16 protein-coding genes and 2 tRNA genes are annotated in these 15289 nt (G+C 66.3%); 10 read left to right on the top strand and 8 right to left on the bottom strand.

Annotation, left to right across the window (positions count from 1 at the left end; translation table 11 throughout):
* Window positions 1-22: 22 nt before the first annotated feature.
* The 3 genes from gltX to OSB52_RS11195 all read left to right on the top strand — a co-directional run bounded on the left by gltX (window position 23) and on the right by OSB52_RS11195 (window position 1810).
* Window positions 23-1498, top strand: a complete 1476-nt coding sequence (gene gltX / locus OSB52_RS11205) for a glutamate--tRNA ligase (RefSeq protein WP_266061689.1) — start codon at window positions 23-25, stop codon at window positions 1496-1498.
* Window positions 1499-1597: 99 nt separating this feature from the next.
* Window positions 1598-1669 (top strand) — tRNA-Gln (locus tag OSB52_RS11200).
* Between the two features lie 68 nt (window positions 1670-1737).
* Window positions 1738-1810, top strand: a tRNA-Glu gene (locus OSB52_RS11195).
* A 57-nt stretch (window positions 1811-1867) separates the two neighbouring features.
* Here the strand turns inward: OSB52_RS11195 and OSB52_RS11190 are convergent.
* Window positions 1868-2371: a PPOX class F420-dependent oxidoreductase gene (locus tag OSB52_RS11190; protein WP_266061688.1), complete on the bottom strand. Its 504-nt coding sequence runs from the start codon at window positions 2369-2371 to the stop codon at window positions 1868-1870.
* A gap of 34 nt (window positions 2372-2405) precedes the next feature.
* Window positions 2406-3143 carry an IclR family transcriptional regulator gene (locus OSB52_RS11185; RefSeq protein ID WP_235722605.1) on the bottom strand — a complete coding sequence of 246 codons (738 nt, stop codon included), beginning with the start codon at window positions 3141-3143 and terminating at the stop codon, window positions 2406-2408.
* Window positions 3144-3201: 58 nt separating this feature from the next.
* On the opposite strand from OSB52_RS11185, the gene leuC reads away from it, so the two are divergent.
* From leuC to OSB52_RS11170, 3 genes are all read left to right on the top strand, one after another.
* Window positions 3202-4638, top strand: a complete 1437-nt coding sequence (leuC, locus tag OSB52_RS11180; protein ID WP_266061687.1) for a 3-isopropylmalate dehydratase large subunit — start codon at window positions 3202-3204, stop codon at window positions 4636-4638.
* Window positions 4639-4680: 42 nt separating this feature from the next.
* Entirely contained in the window at window positions 4681-5274 is a 594-nt protein-coding gene (leuD, locus tag OSB52_RS11175; RefSeq protein WP_235722609.1) for a 3-isopropylmalate dehydratase small subunit, read from the top strand.
* 173 nt (window positions 5275-5447) lie between these two features.
* Complete coding sequence (locus tag OSB52_RS11170; RefSeq protein WP_266061686.1) at window positions 5448-6038, top strand: HU family DNA-binding protein; 591 nt, start codon at window positions 5448-5450, stop codon at window positions 6036-6038.
* A gap of 88 nt (window positions 6039-6126) precedes the next feature.
* Here the strand turns inward: OSB52_RS11170 and OSB52_RS11165 are convergent, their stop codons facing one another.
* From OSB52_RS11165 to cofC, 3 genes are read right to left on the bottom strand one after another with little or no spacing between them, the layout of a single operon-like run.
* Window positions 6127-7038 (bottom strand): NUDIX hydrolase, encoded by a 912-nt coding sequence (locus OSB52_RS11165; protein WP_266061684.1) that lies wholly within the window; start codon window positions 7036-7038, stop codon window positions 6127-6129.
* 37 nt (window positions 7039-7075) lie between these two features.
* Window positions 7076-9259 (bottom strand): RNA degradosome polyphosphate kinase, encoded by a 2184-nt coding sequence (locus OSB52_RS11160; RefSeq protein WP_235722613.1) that lies wholly within the window; start codon window positions 9257-9259, stop codon window positions 7076-7078.
* Between the two features lie 7 nt (window positions 9260-9266).
* Window positions 9267-10052, bottom strand: coding sequence for a 2-phospho-L-lactate guanylyltransferase (gene cofC, locus OSB52_RS11155; RefSeq protein WP_235722615.1), 786 nt, complete (start codon window positions 10050-10052; stop codon window positions 9267-9269).
* A gap of 118 nt (window positions 10053-10170) precedes the next feature.
* Between cofC and OSB52_RS11150 the strand changes: the two genes are divergently transcribed.
* Window positions 10171-11175, top strand: a complete 1005-nt coding sequence (locus OSB52_RS11150; protein ID WP_266061817.1) for an NAD(P)H-dependent glycerol-3-phosphate dehydrogenase — start codon at window positions 10171-10173, stop codon at window positions 11173-11175.
* 45 nt (window positions 11176-11220) lie between these two features.
* On the opposite strand, the gene OSB52_RS11145 is transcribed toward OSB52_RS11150, so the two are convergent.
* Window positions 11221-11781 (bottom strand): DUF3515 domain-containing protein, encoded by a 561-nt coding sequence (locus OSB52_RS11145; RefSeq protein WP_266061683.1) that lies wholly within the window; start codon window positions 11779-11781, stop codon window positions 11221-11223.
* Window positions 11782-11814: 33 nt separating this feature from the next.
* The gene (locus OSB52_RS11140) at window positions 11815-12060 is read right to left on the bottom strand and encodes an Lrp/AsnC ligand binding domain-containing protein (protein ID WP_235722618.1); all 246 of its coding nucleotides are present in this window, start codon (window positions 12058-12060) and stop codon (window positions 11815-11817) included.
* A 97-nt stretch (window positions 12061-12157) separates the two neighbouring features.
* Here OSB52_RS11140 and thiL point away from each other — a divergent pair, with 97 nt between their 5' ends.
* From thiL to OSB52_RS11125, 3 genes are read left to right on the top strand one after another with little or no spacing between them, the layout of a single operon-like run.
* Complete coding sequence (gene thiL / locus OSB52_RS11135; protein ID WP_266061682.1) at window positions 12158-13177, top strand: thiamine-phosphate kinase; 1020 nt, start codon at window positions 12158-12160, stop codon at window positions 13175-13177.
* Between the two features lie 44 nt (window positions 13178-13221).
* Window positions 13222-13743 (top strand): gamma carbonic anhydrase family protein, encoded by a 522-nt coding sequence (locus OSB52_RS11130; RefSeq protein ID WP_235722622.1) that lies wholly within the window; start codon window positions 13222-13224, stop codon window positions 13741-13743.
* A complete protein-coding gene (locus tag OSB52_RS11125) occupies window positions 13740-14456 on the top strand; it encodes a uracil-DNA glycosylase (protein WP_235722624.1) in 717 nt (238 codons plus the stop codon). Before OSB52_RS11130 ends, OSB52_RS11125 begins: the two co-directional genes overlap by 4 nt.
* Before the next feature lie 4 nt (window positions 14457-14460).
* Here OSB52_RS11125 and OSB52_RS11120 read toward each other — a convergent pair whose 3' ends face one another.
* Complete coding sequence (locus OSB52_RS11120; protein WP_235722625.1) at window positions 14461-15276, bottom strand: enoyl-CoA hydratase/isomerase family protein; 816 nt, start codon at window positions 15274-15276, stop codon at window positions 14461-14463.
* Window positions 15277-15289: the final 13 nt, after the last annotated feature.

Here is a 15289-nt window from a genome sequence, read left to right as displayed (position 1 = left end):
GCCGTTCGATACGCTGACCACCATGAGTGGTTCCGATGTGCGCGTTCGCTTCTGTCCGTCTCCGACCGGTACCCCCCACGTGGGGCTCGCCCGGACGGCGCTGTTCAACTTCGCGCAGGCGCGCCACGACAAGGGCACCTTCGTCTTCCGGATCGAGGACACCGACGCGGCGCGCGACACCCAGGAGTCCTACGACGCGATCCTCGATGCGTTGCGCTGGCTGGGCCTCGACTGGGACGAGGGGCCCGAGGTGGGAGGCCCCTATGCGCCCTATCGGCAGTCGGAGCGACGTGGCCTCCATCTCGACGTGGTGGCTCGGCTGCTCGAGGCTGGGGAGGCCTATGAGGCATTCTCCACTCCGGAGGAGGTCGAGGCCCGGCACCGCGCCGCGGGACGGGACCCCAAGCTCGGCTACGACAATTTCGATCGTGAGCTGACTGATCAGCAGCGTGCGGATTTTCGTGCAGAAGGACGCAAAGCTGTTGTGCGACTGCGTATGCCGGACCATGACATTACCTGGGACGATCTCGTTCGGGGTACCACCACGATCAAGGCGGGCACGGTCCCGGACTTCGCGCTGACCCGTGCGAGTGGTGACCCGCTGTACACGTTGGTGAATCCCGTCGACGACGCGATGATGAAGATCACCCATGTGCTGCGTGGGGAGGATCTCTTCTCCTCGACCCCACGGCAGATCGCCCTGTACGACGCGCTCATCAGGGTGGGGATCGCCGACCGGGTGCCGGAATTCGGGCACCTCCCGTTCGTGATGGGGGAGGGCAACAAAAAGCTCTCCAAACGCGACCCGGGGTCGAATCTGTTCCACCATCGGGATCGTGGATTCATCCCGGAGGGTCTGCTGAACTATCTGGCATTGCTCGGGTGGGGCTTCTCCGGTGACAACGACATTTTCACCCTCGACGAGATGGTCGCGGCTTTCGATGTGCGCCAGGTGAACTCGAATCCGGCCCGGTTCGACCAGAAGAAGGCCGACGCGATCAACGCCGAACACATCCGGCGGCTGGACCCGGCCGACTTCACCGCTCGCCTGCGGCGCTATCTCGTCGACACCGGCAAGCTCGCCGAGCCGGTCGACGACAGCGCCTTCGCTGTCCTGGCCGAACTCGTGCAGACCCGCATCCAGGTGCTCGGCGACGCATGGCCGCTGATGTCGTTCCTCTATCTCTCCGACGCCGATTTCGTGATCGACGAGAAATCGGCGGCCAAGAATCTCGGAGGCGATGCGGGACCGGTGCTCGATGCCGCGTCGGCGGCGCTCGGCGCGTTGGACGGCTGGACGGCGTCGGCGATCGAGGAAGCGCTCAAAACGGCCCTCGTCGATGAGTTGGGCCTCAAACCCCGCAAGGCGTTCGGACCGGTACGGGTCGCGGTCACCGGATCGCAGGTGAGCCCTCCGCTCTACGAATCGATGGAGCTGCTCGGCCGTGACAAGAGCCTCGGGCGGCTGGCCGCAGCACGCGAGATGGTCGCAAAATAGGGGTTTGACCTGCCGATTTGTGGTCTAGGGGGATACCTTTGGTAGTCTTCTCCTCGGTTCTTTTCCGGCCGGGACGCCGAATCGGAGAAGGGAAAACCTTGGGGTATGGTGTAATTGGCAACACAGCTGATTCTGGTTCAGCCATTCTAGGTTCGAGTCCTGGTACCCCAGCGAGCTGTTGGGATACGATCTCTGACCGAGGCAATATCCTGATGGTTCCAACTGAATAGCGTGTCCATGGCCCCGTCGTCTAGCGGCCTAGGACGCCGCCCTCTCAAGGCGGTAGCGCGGGTTCGAATCCCGTCGGGGCTACACAGGAAGGCGCCTCCTCCGATTTCGGAGGAGGCGCCTTTTTCGGCGTGCGGGGCGTCAGTCGTCGGCCGACGGGGCGGTGCTGCCCGCGACGGGCATCGGGTCGAGGCCGAGCTTGCGGTGATCCCACGATCGCACCTTTGCCGGGATCAGGCGCACGGCCACCCGCTTGTGCATCATCTGGTCGACGAAGGGCCGCATCTCGTCGGTGTACGGCCCGGTGTATCGCTCCCAGACGCTGATGCCGACGCGCAGGCACGAGTCCGGGTCGTCGAGGATCTCGGCGCTCCCCTCGAAGGACACCCCGCGCAGGGTGTCGTAGGTGTCCCCGTCTTCGATCATCACGGTGCAGCGACCGTTGCGGCGCAGGTTGACCGCCTTCTGCGATTTGGCCTTCGTCTCGAACCAGATCTCGCCGTTGACCACGCCGTACCACATGGCCACGAGATGGATGCCGCCATCGGGACCGGTGGTCGCCAGCGTCGCGGTGCGGCTGTTGGCGACGAAGGTCTCGATCTCGGCTTCGGACATGACGATCTGGCTGCGTTGATTGACTCCCATGCAGTGACGCTAACCGACCGCGGGTGCCGGCAGGTCAGGTGCGGGTCGGTTGCAGCCGTTTGTGGATCGCGTCGGCGGCGGCGAGCAGATCGGCTGCCCAGCGTGCTCCGGGGCGTCGCCCCATGCGGTCGATCGGCCCGGAAACCGAGATGGCCGCGACCACGTCTCCGGTGGCGTCGCGGACCGGCGCGGACACACTGGCCACCCCGGCCGCACGTTCACCGGCGCTCTGCGCCCAGCCGCGGCGTCGTATCTCGTGCAGTGCCCGCTCGCTGAAGACGCTGTCATGCACCAGAGCGCGTTGAGTGCTCGAGTCGGTCCAGGCGAGCAGGACCTTGGCGGCCGATCCGGCGCTCATCGGGAATCGGGTACCCACCGGGACGGTGTCGCGTAGCCCGGTCGGCGGTTCCATGGCAGCGATGCACACTCGTTCGGCGCCCTCGCGACGGTAGACCTGAACAGATTCGCCGGTGATCTCCCGCAGTCGCGGCAGTACCATCAGGGCCGCCTCGCGGACCGGGTCGTGCGAGGAGGCGGCGGCCAGTTCCGCCAGCGCGGGACCGGGATACCAGCGGCCCGAGGAGTTGCGCGCCAGGAGGCGATGGGTTTCCAACCCGACCGCGAGTCGGTGCGCCGTCGCCCGCGGCAATCCGGTGCGGTCGCACAACTCGGTCAGATTGCACGGAGCCTCGGCGATCGCGTGGAGTACCACCACAGATTTGTCGAGCACGCCGATTCCGCTCGTCGTCGGCGATGCGCTATCCTTTCCCATAGGACGATACTAGCGTCCCAGATAATGAGATGCACCCCCGACAGATGCGAGTAGTGCCATGAGCTCCAGCCCCAACGCGCCGCGTACTCTTGCCGAAAAAGTGTGGGACGACCACGTCGTCGCACGCGGCGACACCGATGGTGCCGGGAATCGTAATCCCGACCTGATCTACATCGACCTCCATCTCGTGCACGAGGTGACCAGCCCGCAGGCTTTCGACGGCCTCCGGCTCGCCGAGCGTCCCGTGCGCCGACCGGATCTGACCATCGCCACCGAGGATCACAACGTTCCGACGGTCGACATCTTCAAGCCGATCGCCGACGAGGTGTCACGCACTCAGGTCGAGACTCTGCGGCGCAATTGCGAGGAGTTCGGGATTCGCCTGCATCCCATGGGCGATGCCGAGCAGGGCATCGTGCACGTGGTGGGCCCGCAGCTCGGGTTGACCCAGCCTGGGATGACGGTGGTGTGCGGTGACAGTCACACCTCCACACATGGTGCGTTCGGATCGATCGCCATGGGCATCGGAACCTCCGAGGTCGAACACGTGTTGGCCACGCAGACATTGTCCTTGCGCCCGTTCAAGACGATGGCGATCACCGTCGACGGCGAGCTGCCGGCGGGTGTCACCAGCAAGGACCTCATTCTTGCGGTGATCGCCAAGATCGGGACCGGCGGCGGCCAGGGGTACATCCTCGAATACCGCGGAGCGGCCATCGAGAAGTTGTCGATGGAAGCCCGGATGACCATCTGCAACATGTCGATCGAGGCGGGCGCCCGGGCCGGGATGATCGCGCCGGATCAGGTGACCTACGACTTCCTCAAGGGGCGCCCCCATGCTCCGACGGGAGCGGACTGGGACGCCGCGGTGACCTACTGGGACAGTCTGCGAACCGATCCCGATGCCGAGTTCGACGCCGAGGTTCACATCGATGCCTCTGCGCTGACGCCGTTCGTCACGTGGGGAACCAACCCGGGCCAGGGTGCGCCACTCGGGGCTCGGGTGCCCGACCCCGCCGAGATCGTCGACGAGAATGACGCCGTCGCGGCCCGACGAGCGTTGGAATACATGGACCTGGAGCCCGGAACGCCGCTTCGCGATGTGAAGGTGGACACCGTGTTCGTCGGATCGTGTACCAACGGGCGGATCGAAGACCTGCGGGCGGTGGCCGACATCCTGAAGGGGCGCAGCATCGCCGACGGGATGCGCATGCTGATCGTGCCGGGCTCGATGCGGGTGCGTGCGCAGGCCGAAGATGAAGGGCTCGGTGAGATCTTCGTCGCATCCGGCGCCGAGTGGCGTCAGGCGGGATGCTCGATGTGTCTGGGCATGAACCCCGACCAGCTCGCTCCAGGTGAGCGGTGCGCGTCGACGTCGAACCGGAACTTCGAAGGGCGGCAGGGCAAGGGTGGCCGCACCCACCTGGTCTCGCCGGCGGTCGCGGCCGCCACCGCCATCCGGGGAACGCTGTCGGCCCCCGCGGATCTCGGCTGACCCTCGCCCCTCGTCACCACACGCACAGGATCGGAACACATCATGGAACCATTCATCACCCACACCGGGATCGGCGTGCCGCTGCGCCGCAGCAATGTCGACACCGACCAGATCATTCCGGCGGTCTATCTGAAGCGAGTGACCCGCACCGGCTTTGAGGACGGGTTGTTCGCCGGGTGGCGCGCCGACCCGGATTTCATTCTGAACAACGAACCGTGGAGCCAGGGGTCGGTACTGGTCGCCGGTCCGGACTTCGGTACCGGGTCGTCGCGGGAACACGCGGTCTGGGCGCTGTCGGACTTCGGCTTTCGAGTGGTCATCTCGTCGCGCTTCGCCGACATCTTCCGTGGCAACGCCGGAAAAGCGGGACTGGTGGCCGCCGAGGTCGAGCAATCCGACGTCGAACTCATCTGGAAGCGCCTCGAGGAGCAGCCGGGACTGGAACTGACGGTCAGTCTTGCCGATCGGACCGTGACCGCCGGAGACCTCGTGGTGCCGTTGGCAATTGATGACTACACCAGGTGGCGTCTGATGGAGGGTCTCGACGACATCGGATTGACGTTACGCCAGGTAGAGGTGATTTCTGAGTTCGAAAAACAGCGGCCGTCGTTCAAGCCGGTGACGCTGCACAGCTGACCGAGAACCTCGTCTACGGGTTGTTCTGGCCTGTTCCCGGAATCTGATCGCTGCTTTCGATTTCGCAACATGCCTGGTTAATTGGCGTGGAAGATGGACGTTTTCGAATTCGACGTTTACCGTGTGGAGTTAGCTGGCCTACCGATGGGTCAGAACAGCTTGCGGAGGTTTCAATGAACAAAGCAGAGCTCATTGATGAGCTGACGAAGAAGCTCGATGCGGATCGCAAGACTGCGACGGCCGCTGTCGAGCTCGTGGTGGACACGATCGTGCGCGCCGTGAACAAGGGCGAGAGCGTGACGATCACCGGGTTCGGTGTCTTCGAGAAGCGCAAGCGCGCTCCTCGTGTGGCGCGTAACCCGCGCACCGGCGAGACCGTGAAGGTGCGTGCCACTTCGGTTCCCGCGTTCCGTCCGGGAGCGCAGTTCAAGGCGGTCGTGGCGGGCAAGCAGAAGCTGTCCGCCAGCGGTCCCGCGGTGAAGCGGGGCAGTGCAACGGCGGCGCCGGCGAAGAAGACCGCAGCCAAGAAGACCGCGGCGAAGAAGACCGCGGCGAAGAAGGCTCCGGCCACGAAGACCGCAGCCAAGAAGGCAGCACCGGCCAAGAAGGCGGCGCCGGCGAAGAAGACTGCGTCCAAGAAGGCTCCGGCCAAGAAGACCGCGGCCAAGAAGGCTCCGGCCAAGAAGACCGCGGCCAAGAAGGCTCCGGCCAAGAAGACCGCAGCCAAGAAGACCGCAGCCAAGAAGACCACCGGCCGCCGCTGAGGCGCCGGTACTTTCATCTGCTCGCCTCGGCCCTCGACGTCCTTCCCTCGTCGGGGGCCGAAGCGTGTGACCGATCAGTGCGTGTGGATCAGCCCTGGCGGTCGGTGTGCGGTAGCGGACTGTCGATGTGGTCGGCGGCGAGCAGTCGGCCATTCGACGTCGACAGCACCCACACACTGCCTTTTCTGTTGCGCTTGACGGGCAAGGTCAGGTCATCCTCATGGGCCCACCACTGCATCAGCGGCGGAATCACCTTCCCCTGGCTGCACACCGCGTGGATCGCCGATGTGTCGGTCGCGATCTCCCGTATGCGGCGATGAGCGGCGTCGGAGTTGGCGCGGTAGGCCTCCTCGGACAGCGCGGTCTCCGGCACGATCGCCACACCCAACTTCTCGGCCGCAGGAGCCAAGGTCTGCTCGCAGCGCACGCGGTCGGCCGAGTGCAGACGTTCGGCGCCGAAGGCGTCCAGCAACGTCGACAGGTCACGTGCCTGGGCTCGACCGAATTTGTCCAGCGGGCGCAATCGGTCGTCGCCCTTGTACCGCGTACGACGGCCGGCGCGCGCGTGACGCACCAGCAGCAGGGTGTGCACGTCGGCCGGGAGGCGTTCGAACTCCTTGAGTACCTTCCGGTCCAGCCCGTAGCTGAGCAGCCCGGCCGCGGCGGCCGGGTCGAGCCAGCGCAGGTCATCGACCTCGTGATTCGCGGTGAAGTCACCGCCCAGCGCGCGGGCGGACCAATAGCGCACGCGTTTGTACCCGCTGGGGATCTGGTAGCCGACATCCATCAGATGACGACCCAGCCGGCTCAACTGTCCGGTCTCCTCGCGGATCTCGCGGACCGCGGTGGAGACCAGTGTCTCCCCGTCGTCGATCTTGCCCTTGGGAAGGGTCCAGTCGTCATAGCGCGGTCGGTGGACGAGGCAGATCTCCACGCCGTCGCGGGTCGGGCGCCACAGCACGGCACCCGCGGCCCACACCGTCTTCGTTGTCTTGGACATCGAAGAGAATCCTAGGTTCTCGAGGTTGCCGGCAGGTTCACGAATGGTGGTCGGGTCGTCGGCGGTTGCGTCGGATCATCTGGCGCTGGTGGTCGCGGACCTCTTCGCCGGCGGCCGGTGATGCCACCCAGCTGCCGTCGGATCGCAGTTCCCAACACCGTGTCCGCGGATCCAGGGCGGAGGCGAAGACGTCCCCGAGCTCGGTGGTCAGGCGGTGATCGCGGACCTGCACCATCACCTCCACCCGACGGTCGAGGTTGCGGTGCATCATGTCGGCGCTACCGATCCAATACTCGTCCTGCGCACCGAAGTGGAGTACGCGGGAGTGCTCGAGGAATTGGCCGAGAATCGAGCGGACCACGATGTTCTCGCTGACCCCGGGCATGCCCGGCCGCAAGGCGCAGATGCCGCGGACCACGACCTCGACAGGGACACCGTTCTGCGATGCGCGATACAGGGCGTCGATCACCTGCTCGTCGACGAGGGCATTCGCCTTGAGCTGCACGCGGGCCCGGGTATCGCCCTGGAGGAAGCGGTCGATCTCACCGTTGATGCGTTCGATGATGCCCGAACGGATTCCGTGCGGCGCCACCAGGATGTTGCGGTACTCCTTCTTTCGCGAGTACCCGGTGAGGGTGTTGAACAGGTCGGTGAGGTCGGCGCCGATGTCGGGTGCGGCGGTGAACAGACCCACGTCCTCGTAGAGCCGTGCGGTCTTAGGGTTGTAGTTGCCGGTCCCGATGTGGCAGTAGCGTCGGATCGACGAGCCCTCGCGGCGCACCACCAGACAGGTCTTGCAGTGTGTCTTCAGACCCACGAGGCCGTACACCACGTGTACGCCGGCCTGCTCGAGTTGCCTGGCCCACTTGATGTTCGCCTGCTCGTCGAATCGCGCCTTGATCTCCACCAGCGCGACCACCTGTTTGCCTGCCTCCGCGGCATCGATGAGTGCGTTGATGATCGGGGAGTCGCCCGAGGTCCGGTAGAGCGTCTGCTTGATCGCGAGGACCTGAGGGTCGGCTGCTGCCTGTTCGATGAAACGCTGCACGCTCGTGGAGAACGAGTCGTAGGGGTGGTGCACGAGTACGTCACCCTCGCGCAGCGTGGAGAAAATGCTCTTGGGGGTCTCTCGTTCGCCGAACGCCGGATGTGTCGCGGGAACGAACGGGCGGTCCTTGAGATGGGGCCGATCGAGTCCGTTGACCTCGAAAAGGCAGGACAGATCCAGCAATCCCGGAACCTGGATGACGTCATCGGGGTTGACGTCGAGTTCACGCAGCAGCAGTTCGAGCATGTGCTCGCTCATGTCGTCGGCGACCTCGAGTCGCACCGGGGAGCCGAAACGCCGGCGGGCGAGTTCGCGTTCGAGCGCTTGCAACAGGTCCTCGTCGCGGTCCTCTTCGACCTCGAAATCGGCGTTCCGGGTGATCCGGAACGCGTGATGCTCAACGATTTCCATGCCCGGGAACAGATGCCCGAGGTTGGCCGCGATCAGTGTCTCCAGCGGCAGCAGAATCGTCTTCGATTCGTCCTGTTGCGAGGGGTCGTGGCGGCGCATCAGGGTGTCTACCCGGATCAGCCTGCTGACATTGTCGGGAACCTTGATTCGGGCGAAGTGTTCGCCACCGGTGTTGGCGTCCTTGACCGTCACGGCCAGGTTCAGCGAGAGCCCGCTGATATATGGGAACGGGTGCGCGGGGTCCACCGCCAGCGGGGTCAGCACCGGGAACACGTCTTCGTGGAAATAGTCGATCAGCCGGGTCTTCTGATCGTCGGAGAGTTGCGCCCACGTGACGACGTGGATGTCGTTGTCGGACAGGGCCGGGTTCACCGAATCGAGGAACACCCGGGCATGCCGTTCGGCGATCGTTTGGGTGCGCGCGGCGATGCGACGCAACTGTTCTCGCGGCGACAAACCGTCCGCCGAGCGCACCGACAGCCCGGTCTCGTCGCGTCGCTTCAGCCCGGCTACGCGCACCATGAAGAACTCGTCGAGGTTGGAGGCGAAGATCGCCAGGAACTTCGCTCGTTCCAGCAATGGCATCGACGTGTCCTCGGCCAGCGCCAGGACACGTGAGTTGAAGTCCAGCCAGCTCAGTTCGCGATTGAGGTACCGGTCGTCGGGAAGGTCCGTGGCTTCTTCGGGGACGAGAGTCGCGGCGGGCGGCGCCCCGGGGATCGATGTGATCGGTTGGGTGGCGGTGTCGTCGGCAGGGCTCACCGTTCAATCATGACGCATCGCGGGTGGCGCTGAGACGTTTGGTGGCCGAATCCGATGGTGTGCGGCGATTCGAGGAGGATGTGGGGCCCAGCGGCCTCGTCTCACCCAGGATTGCCGCGGTGTGGCGGCCCACTCCCAGCGATCGGGCGGCGTCGAGATCGGCGGCGGTGTCGACGTCGGTGCGCAGATCCGCCCAGCGGACGTGACCGGGATCGAGTTCGACCGCTCCGGCGGCGCGGTGGGCGGCCGCGGAATCGGGCCCGAACCGTGGCGGTTCGGTGATGCTGCGATCACGGAGCAACACCGTGGTGCCGCGTCCGTTTCGATCGGTCAGGACCGCCTGTCGCAATCCGTCCGCCGCGGCGATCACCGCTTGCATGCTGGTGGCCGTCGCCGCAGGCAGATCCGCTTGCACAAGCATCACCGTCCGCGCCGTCGGCCAGCGGCGGCGCGCGATTGCGGATGCTTCGGCGAAGGCCTGGTTGAGTCGATCGGTGTCGATGGGCCGGGCGCCGCGATCCTCGCCCACACTGATCGCTCCCGCCGCGCGGGCGGCGGCGAGTACCTCGTCGTCGGGACTGATGACCGCGATGCCCTCGACGCGTGGACCTCGCAGCGCATCGATGGTGTCGAGCAGCATCGCCAGCACGAGGTCGCGGTGCAATCCGTCGGACGCCGGTCCGCGGCTGGCCGCCAACCGGGACTTGGCCTCGGCCAGGCGTTTGACCGCCAAGACGGCCACGACATCACCTGGGCGTGGGGCGCCCGCGTCGGTGTGTGATGTCGATTCCATGGCATCCATGATGCCGATCGCGCGAGCGGAGTGTGACACGCACCCGTCTGATCCGGTCCGGCGCTCGTGGACATACCACTAGTGTGAGGTGCGAAGTGTGGTCGGCGAAGGAGTGATCGTGCGTGCGGTGGTGATGGGTGCGGGATCCTGGGGAACCGCGATCGCGAAGGTGTTGGTGGACGCCGGGACGGAGACGACGATCTGGGCTCGGCGGCCCGAGCTCGCCGAGCGCATCACCCACGACCACGCCAATGGCGATTATCTGCCCGGCATCACCCTGCCGGATGGTCTGCGCGCGACGAGTTCGGTCGTCGACGCGGTCACCGGCGCCGACGTGGTGGTGTGTGCGGTGCCGTCACAGTCCTTGCGGGCCAATCTCACCGAGTGGATGCCACACGTCGCTGACGATGCGACGTTCGTCTCGCTGGCGAAGGGGGTGGAGACCAGCACCCTGCTGCGGATGAGCGAGGTCATCGCCGAGGTGTCCGGTGCGCCGGTAGAACGGGTCGCGGTGTTGTCCGGACCCAATCTCGCCCGCGAGATCGCCGAGGGGCAGCCGGCGGCTACGGTCATCGCGTGTCGCGATGAACACCGAGCGCAGGACCTGCAGCAGGCCTTCAACACCGGGTATTTCCGCCCGTACACCAACACCGATGTGGTCGGCTGCGAGATCGGCGGTGCGGTGAAAAACGTCATAGCCCTGGCGTGCGGAATGGCCAGCGGCGTCGGATTCGGGCAGAACACGCTGGCGACCATCATCACTCGCGGTCTGGCCGAGACCATCCGCTTGGCCGTGGCGGTCGGCGCTCAGATCGAGACCCTCGCCGGCCTGGCCGGCGTCGGCGATCTGGTCGCCACCTGTTCGTCACCGCTGTCGCGCAATCGGACCTTCGGCGCGCACCTGGGTCAGGGCGCGACGATGCAGGAGGCGCAGGATGCCACACACGGGCAGGTCGCCGAAGGCGTCAAATCGTGTTCGTCGGTGCGGGCACTGGCGGTGAAATTCGATGTGGAGATGCCGCTGACCGACGCAGTGCACCAGGTCTGTCATTCGGGACTGTCGGTTGCCGACGCAGTGAGCTCGTTGCTCGGCCGCCGGACCAAGCCGGAGATCTACGACTGAGTCGATCCGGGATCAGCCGCGGACCCGCGATCCGTCCGACCGATATCAGCCGAAGTCCAATGGTGCCCGCGGCAACGTCTGGTCGATCACCGCGCTGACGTCGGTGATCGGTGCGTTGCCGGCGTTCTCGGGGATCCACATCGCCACATAGGGGCGGTGGTCCACGCACACGTATGCCTGGCCGGCACCTTCGACGGTGTCGGTGATGAACCACTGAACCGGGTTGATCACCTGCAGGTTGCTCGTCGGCGACAGCTCGTCGGGACGTGAGATACCGCACCGCAGTGTGACGGGGTCGGTGTCACCGTCCGACGACCACGTCACCGTCGTGCCCGTGACCTGCTTGTCGCCGAAGCCGTCGAAGGTCTGCGGCAGTGCGGCGATGAGCTTGTCGCAATCGGCAGGGGCCGCCTCATCGGATGCGTAGGACTCGATCGGTGTGGACGGATCCGGTCGCAACGCCGCGAAGGTGATGAAGCCGACGATGACCATCGCCGGAATCGCCACCAGGGTGGCGATCAGTGCCGGGCTCAGTCTCGGGCCGCTGCCGTAGCGTGCCTGCGCGTCGTCGCCGGAGGCCTCGCCGGCCTGGTTCTCGTCGGTCACGACGAACACACTAGTGCGCGGAGTCGCCCGAGATCAGTGCGAGGACTGCACCACCGGACACGTGAGGGTGCGGGTGATTCCGTCCACCTTCTGGATCTGCGGCACGACGTTCTCGGTCAGGTGCGCCGCATCTGCTGCGTCCACACGGACGATGACATCGTAGGGGCCGCTGACCTCTTCGGATGTGGCGACACCGGAGATCTCCGCGATCGTTGCCGCTGCCAGCGCGGCCCTTCCGACCTCGGTCTGGATCAGAATGTATGCCTGAACCACGCCCATCCTCTCGTCTGCACCGGGGTCCGGCTGTCGACCCGGTGTCAGTATTGTCGCTGACAACCCCGTCCAAGCGCGACTGGAAGCGAATCGAGGAGTTGTGGTGTCCGTCGAAGGTGCCGGGGAACCGGTCGATCGGTCGAGGTCGGTCGGCGATGTCGGAGAGCGGCGCCTGATCGTCGAGTTGACCCGGTCCTCGAGAGCGTTGGATGCCACCCACCGCACAGCCGATGTGGTGATCGGTTCCGGGGACGATGCGGCGGTGATCGACACCGCCGGGCCGACCGTCATCAGCACCGACACCGCGGTCGCGGGCCGGCATTTCCGCTTCGATTGGTCGGATCCACGCACCGTCGGGGCCCGCGCGGTGATCCAGAGTGCCGCCGACATCGCAGCGATGGGCGGGCGCGTGACCGGCACCGTTGTGTCCATCGCGTGCCCCGCCGACACCACCGTCGGCACCGTGCTCGACCTTAACGACGGAATCCTCGACGCCACCCACCGACTCGGTGGTCGGGTGCTGGGCGGTGACCTCGTCGGTGCCGATGAGGTGGTGCTGACCGTGACCACCGTGGGTGCTCTGGACGGTGCGACGCCGATCGTGGTCGGCGGCGCGCGGCCTGGCGATGTGCTCGCGGTCACCGGCACGGCGGTGGGTGCGAGCGCGGCCGGGCTCGCCTTGTTGCTCGACGCGCACGACCGTGGAAACGATGAACTGCTCACCGAGTTCGCCGATCTGGTCGCCGCTCATCGACTTCCGGCGCCCGACCTGGGACAGGGGCCGGCGGCGGCGCATGCTGGTGCGCATGCGATGACCGATATCTCCGACGGGCTCGTGGAGGAATTGATCACCATGGCCGCGGCCTCCGGTGTGGCGCTCGCGGTGTCGAGCGATCGCATCCCGGTGGGCAGCGACATGCGTTCCGCGGCGCGCCGTCTGGGTGTGGATCTGCGCGAGTGGACCGTGGCCGGTGGAGAGGATCACGAACTGTTGGGCGCGTTCGCAGCCGGTACGGTCCCGCCGGGCTGGACCACGATCGGCGAGGTCCGCGACGGCACCGGTGTGCGGGTGGACGGTCGGGCGGTGCAGGATCTGCGGGGGTGGCAATCGTTCGGGTCCTGAGCCCGTGCCAATTGTCTGCGCTCGGCATGCCTTAGATTCGGTGCATGGCTATCTATGCGCTCGGTGATCGTGAACCCACCATCGGTGACGATGTGTACGTCCACCCCGATGCGGTCGTCATCGGGGATGTGACCCTCGGCGACGGGGTGTCGATCTGGCCGACCGCGGTTCTGCGGGGCGATTCCGGGACCATCACCGTGGGCCGACGGACCAACATTCAGGACGGCACGATCATCCACTGCACCCCGATCGACGCGACGGTCATCGGCGCCGAATGCGTCGTCGGGCACAACGCGCACATCGAGGGCGCGACGATCGGCGATCACTGCCTCATCGCGTCGGGTTCGGTGGTGCTCAATGGATCGACGGTCGGCAGCGGCGCGATCGTCGGGGCAGGTGCGGTCGTGCCGTTCAAGTTCACCGTGCCGGACCGCACGATGGCCCTCGGTGTGCCGGCCAAGGTCCGAGAGGGCTTCGAGGTGCCGGAGGGTCACGTGGACCTCAACGTCGAGATGTACTTCGAGAACGCCAAGTACTTCCGGGAGTCGCTGCGGAGGATCGGATGACCTCACCCACAACCGAATCCACGGGAGACGGGGCGAAGCCGCTGTCGGATCTCATCGACCCGGGCTGGGCCGATGCGCTGGCTCCCGTGGAACCGGTCATCACCGCGATGGGACAGTTCCTGCGTGCCGAGAACACGGCCGGACGCGGTTATCTGCCCGCCGGCAGGAATGTGTTGCGTGCGTTCACCAATCCGTTCGCCGATGTGCGGGTGCTGATCGTCGGGCAGGACCCCTATCCGACGCCCGGGCATGCGGTGGGACTGAGTTTTTCGGTGGCGCCAGACGTCTCGCCGATACCGCGGTCGCTGTCCAACATCTACCGCGAGTACTGCGCGGACCTCGGTTACCCCCAGCCGGCCAACGGGGATCTGACTCCCTGGGCGAAATCCGGTGTGCTGCTGCTGAACAGGGTCCTCACCGTGTCGCCGGGGGAGCCTGCCTCGCATCGTGGGAAGGGCTGGGAACAGGTCACCGAATGCGCGATCAAGGCACTGGTCGCGCGGGCGGCCGATCCGCTGGTGGCGATTCTCTGGGGACGCGACGCCGCCGGACTCAAGCAGTGGCTGCCCGATGTCCCGGTGATCGAGTCGGCTCATCCGTCACCACTGTCGGCGAGCAGAGGGTTCTTTGGTTCCCGCCCGTTCAGCAGAGCCAACGACGCGCTCGAGGATCTGGGAGCCGACCCGATCGACTGGCGGTTGCCCGCCGCCTGAGGTTTCAGGCGTTGCGGGCGGCCGCGAAGTCCGGTTTGCGCTTGGCGACGAAGGCGTCGACACCCTCGATGCCCTCCGGTGCCGCGGACAATGCGGAGATCGACTGCGCCTCGGCGGCGAGCTGATCGCCCAGAGTCGAGGTGGCCGATCGGGTGAGCAGGGCGCGGGCGGCCCCGTCCGACTGCCACGGGCCGGCGGCGATCTTCGCCGCGGTGGCGAGTGCGGTGGAATCGACCTCGTCGTCGGCGACGATGTCGGACAACAGTCCCCAGCTCAGCGCCTTGTCCGCGTCGATGACCGGGTCGGTGAGGATGATCTGACGGGCGCGTGCGGCGCCGACGATGCGGGGTAGCGTCCAGGTCATCCCGCCGTCGGGGGACAGTCCGATACCGCGGTATGCCGGTCGCATCTTGGTGGAGGTCCCGCCGATCGCGACATCGGCGTGGGTGACGATGCTCATCCCGGCGCCGGCGGCCCAGCCCTTGACCGCGGCGACGACCGGCCGATCGGCTTCGTGGAGGGCGCTGACGAAGGCGTGGAAATTGTCGGCGATCTCACGCAGGAAGGTGGGGCGGTGGGCGGCCGAGGCGAAGTCGCGGACGTTGCCACCGGCGCAGAAGTTCGCGCCCGGACCCTTGAGCAGGATCACCCCGACCCGGCGCTCTCCGCGCGCGATTTCGCGGAGTGCGGCGGCGCCCGCGGACAGGGCGTCGTCGTTGAGCGGATTGCCCGGTGCGTCCGAGGAGATCGCGATGGTCAGGATGCCGTCGCTCTCGGTGACGAGCTCGGCAGTGGGTGCGGTGGCAGGGTCAGCGGTCATGGTCTGCAGACTC

Source organism: Gordonia aquimaris, assembly GCF_026262595.1.
Taxonomy (GTDB): Bacteria; Actinomycetota; Actinomycetes; order Mycobacteriales; family Mycobacteriaceae; genus Gordonia; species Gordonia tangerina.
The sequence above is the reverse complement of the archived record's forward strand: the minus strand, read 5'-3'. Positions and strand labels throughout refer to the sequence as shown.

Coding starts and splice junctions, on each gene's coding strand:
- gltX (WP_266061689.1), top strand. CDS start 23: ATGAGTGGTTCCGATGTGCGCGTTCGCTTCTGTCCGTCTCCGACCGGT.
- OSB52_RS11190 (WP_266061688.1), bottom strand. CDS start 2,371: ATGGGAGTCAATCAACGCAGCCAGATCGTCATGTCCGAAGCCGAGATC.
- OSB52_RS11185 (WP_235722605.1), bottom strand. CDS start 3,143: ATGGGAAAGGATAGCGCATCGCCGACGACGAGCGGAATCGGCGTGCTC.
- leuC (WP_266061687.1), top strand. CDS start 3,202: ATGAGCTCCAGCCCCAACGCGCCGCGTACTCTTGCCGAAAAAGTGTGG.
- leuD (WP_235722609.1), top strand. CDS start 4,681: ATGGAACCATTCATCACCCACACCGGGATCGGCGTGCCGCTGCGCCGC.
- OSB52_RS11170 (WP_266061686.1), top strand. CDS start 5,448: ATGAACAAAGCAGAGCTCATTGATGAGCTGACGAAGAAGCTCGATGCG.
- OSB52_RS11165 (WP_266061684.1), bottom strand. CDS start 7,038: ATGTCCAAGACAACGAAGACGGTGTGGGCCGCGGGTGCCGTGCTGTGG.
- cofC (WP_235722615.1), bottom strand. CDS start 10,052: ATGGAATCGACATCACACACCGACGCGGGCGCCCCACGCCCAGGTGAT.
- OSB52_RS11140 (WP_235722618.1), bottom strand. CDS start 12,060: ATGGGCGTGGTTCAGGCATACATTCTGATCCAGACCGAGGTCGGAAGG.
- OSB52_RS11130 (WP_235722622.1), top strand. CDS start 13,222: ATGGCTATCTATGCGCTCGGTGATCGTGAACCCACCATCGGTGACGAT.
- OSB52_RS11125 (WP_235722624.1), top strand. CDS start 13,740: ATGACCTCACCCACAACCGAATCCACGGGAGACGGGGCGAAGCCGCTG.
- OSB52_RS11120 (WP_235722625.1), bottom strand. CDS start 15,276: ATGACCGCTGACCCTGCCACCGCACCCACTGCCGAGCTCGTCACCGAG.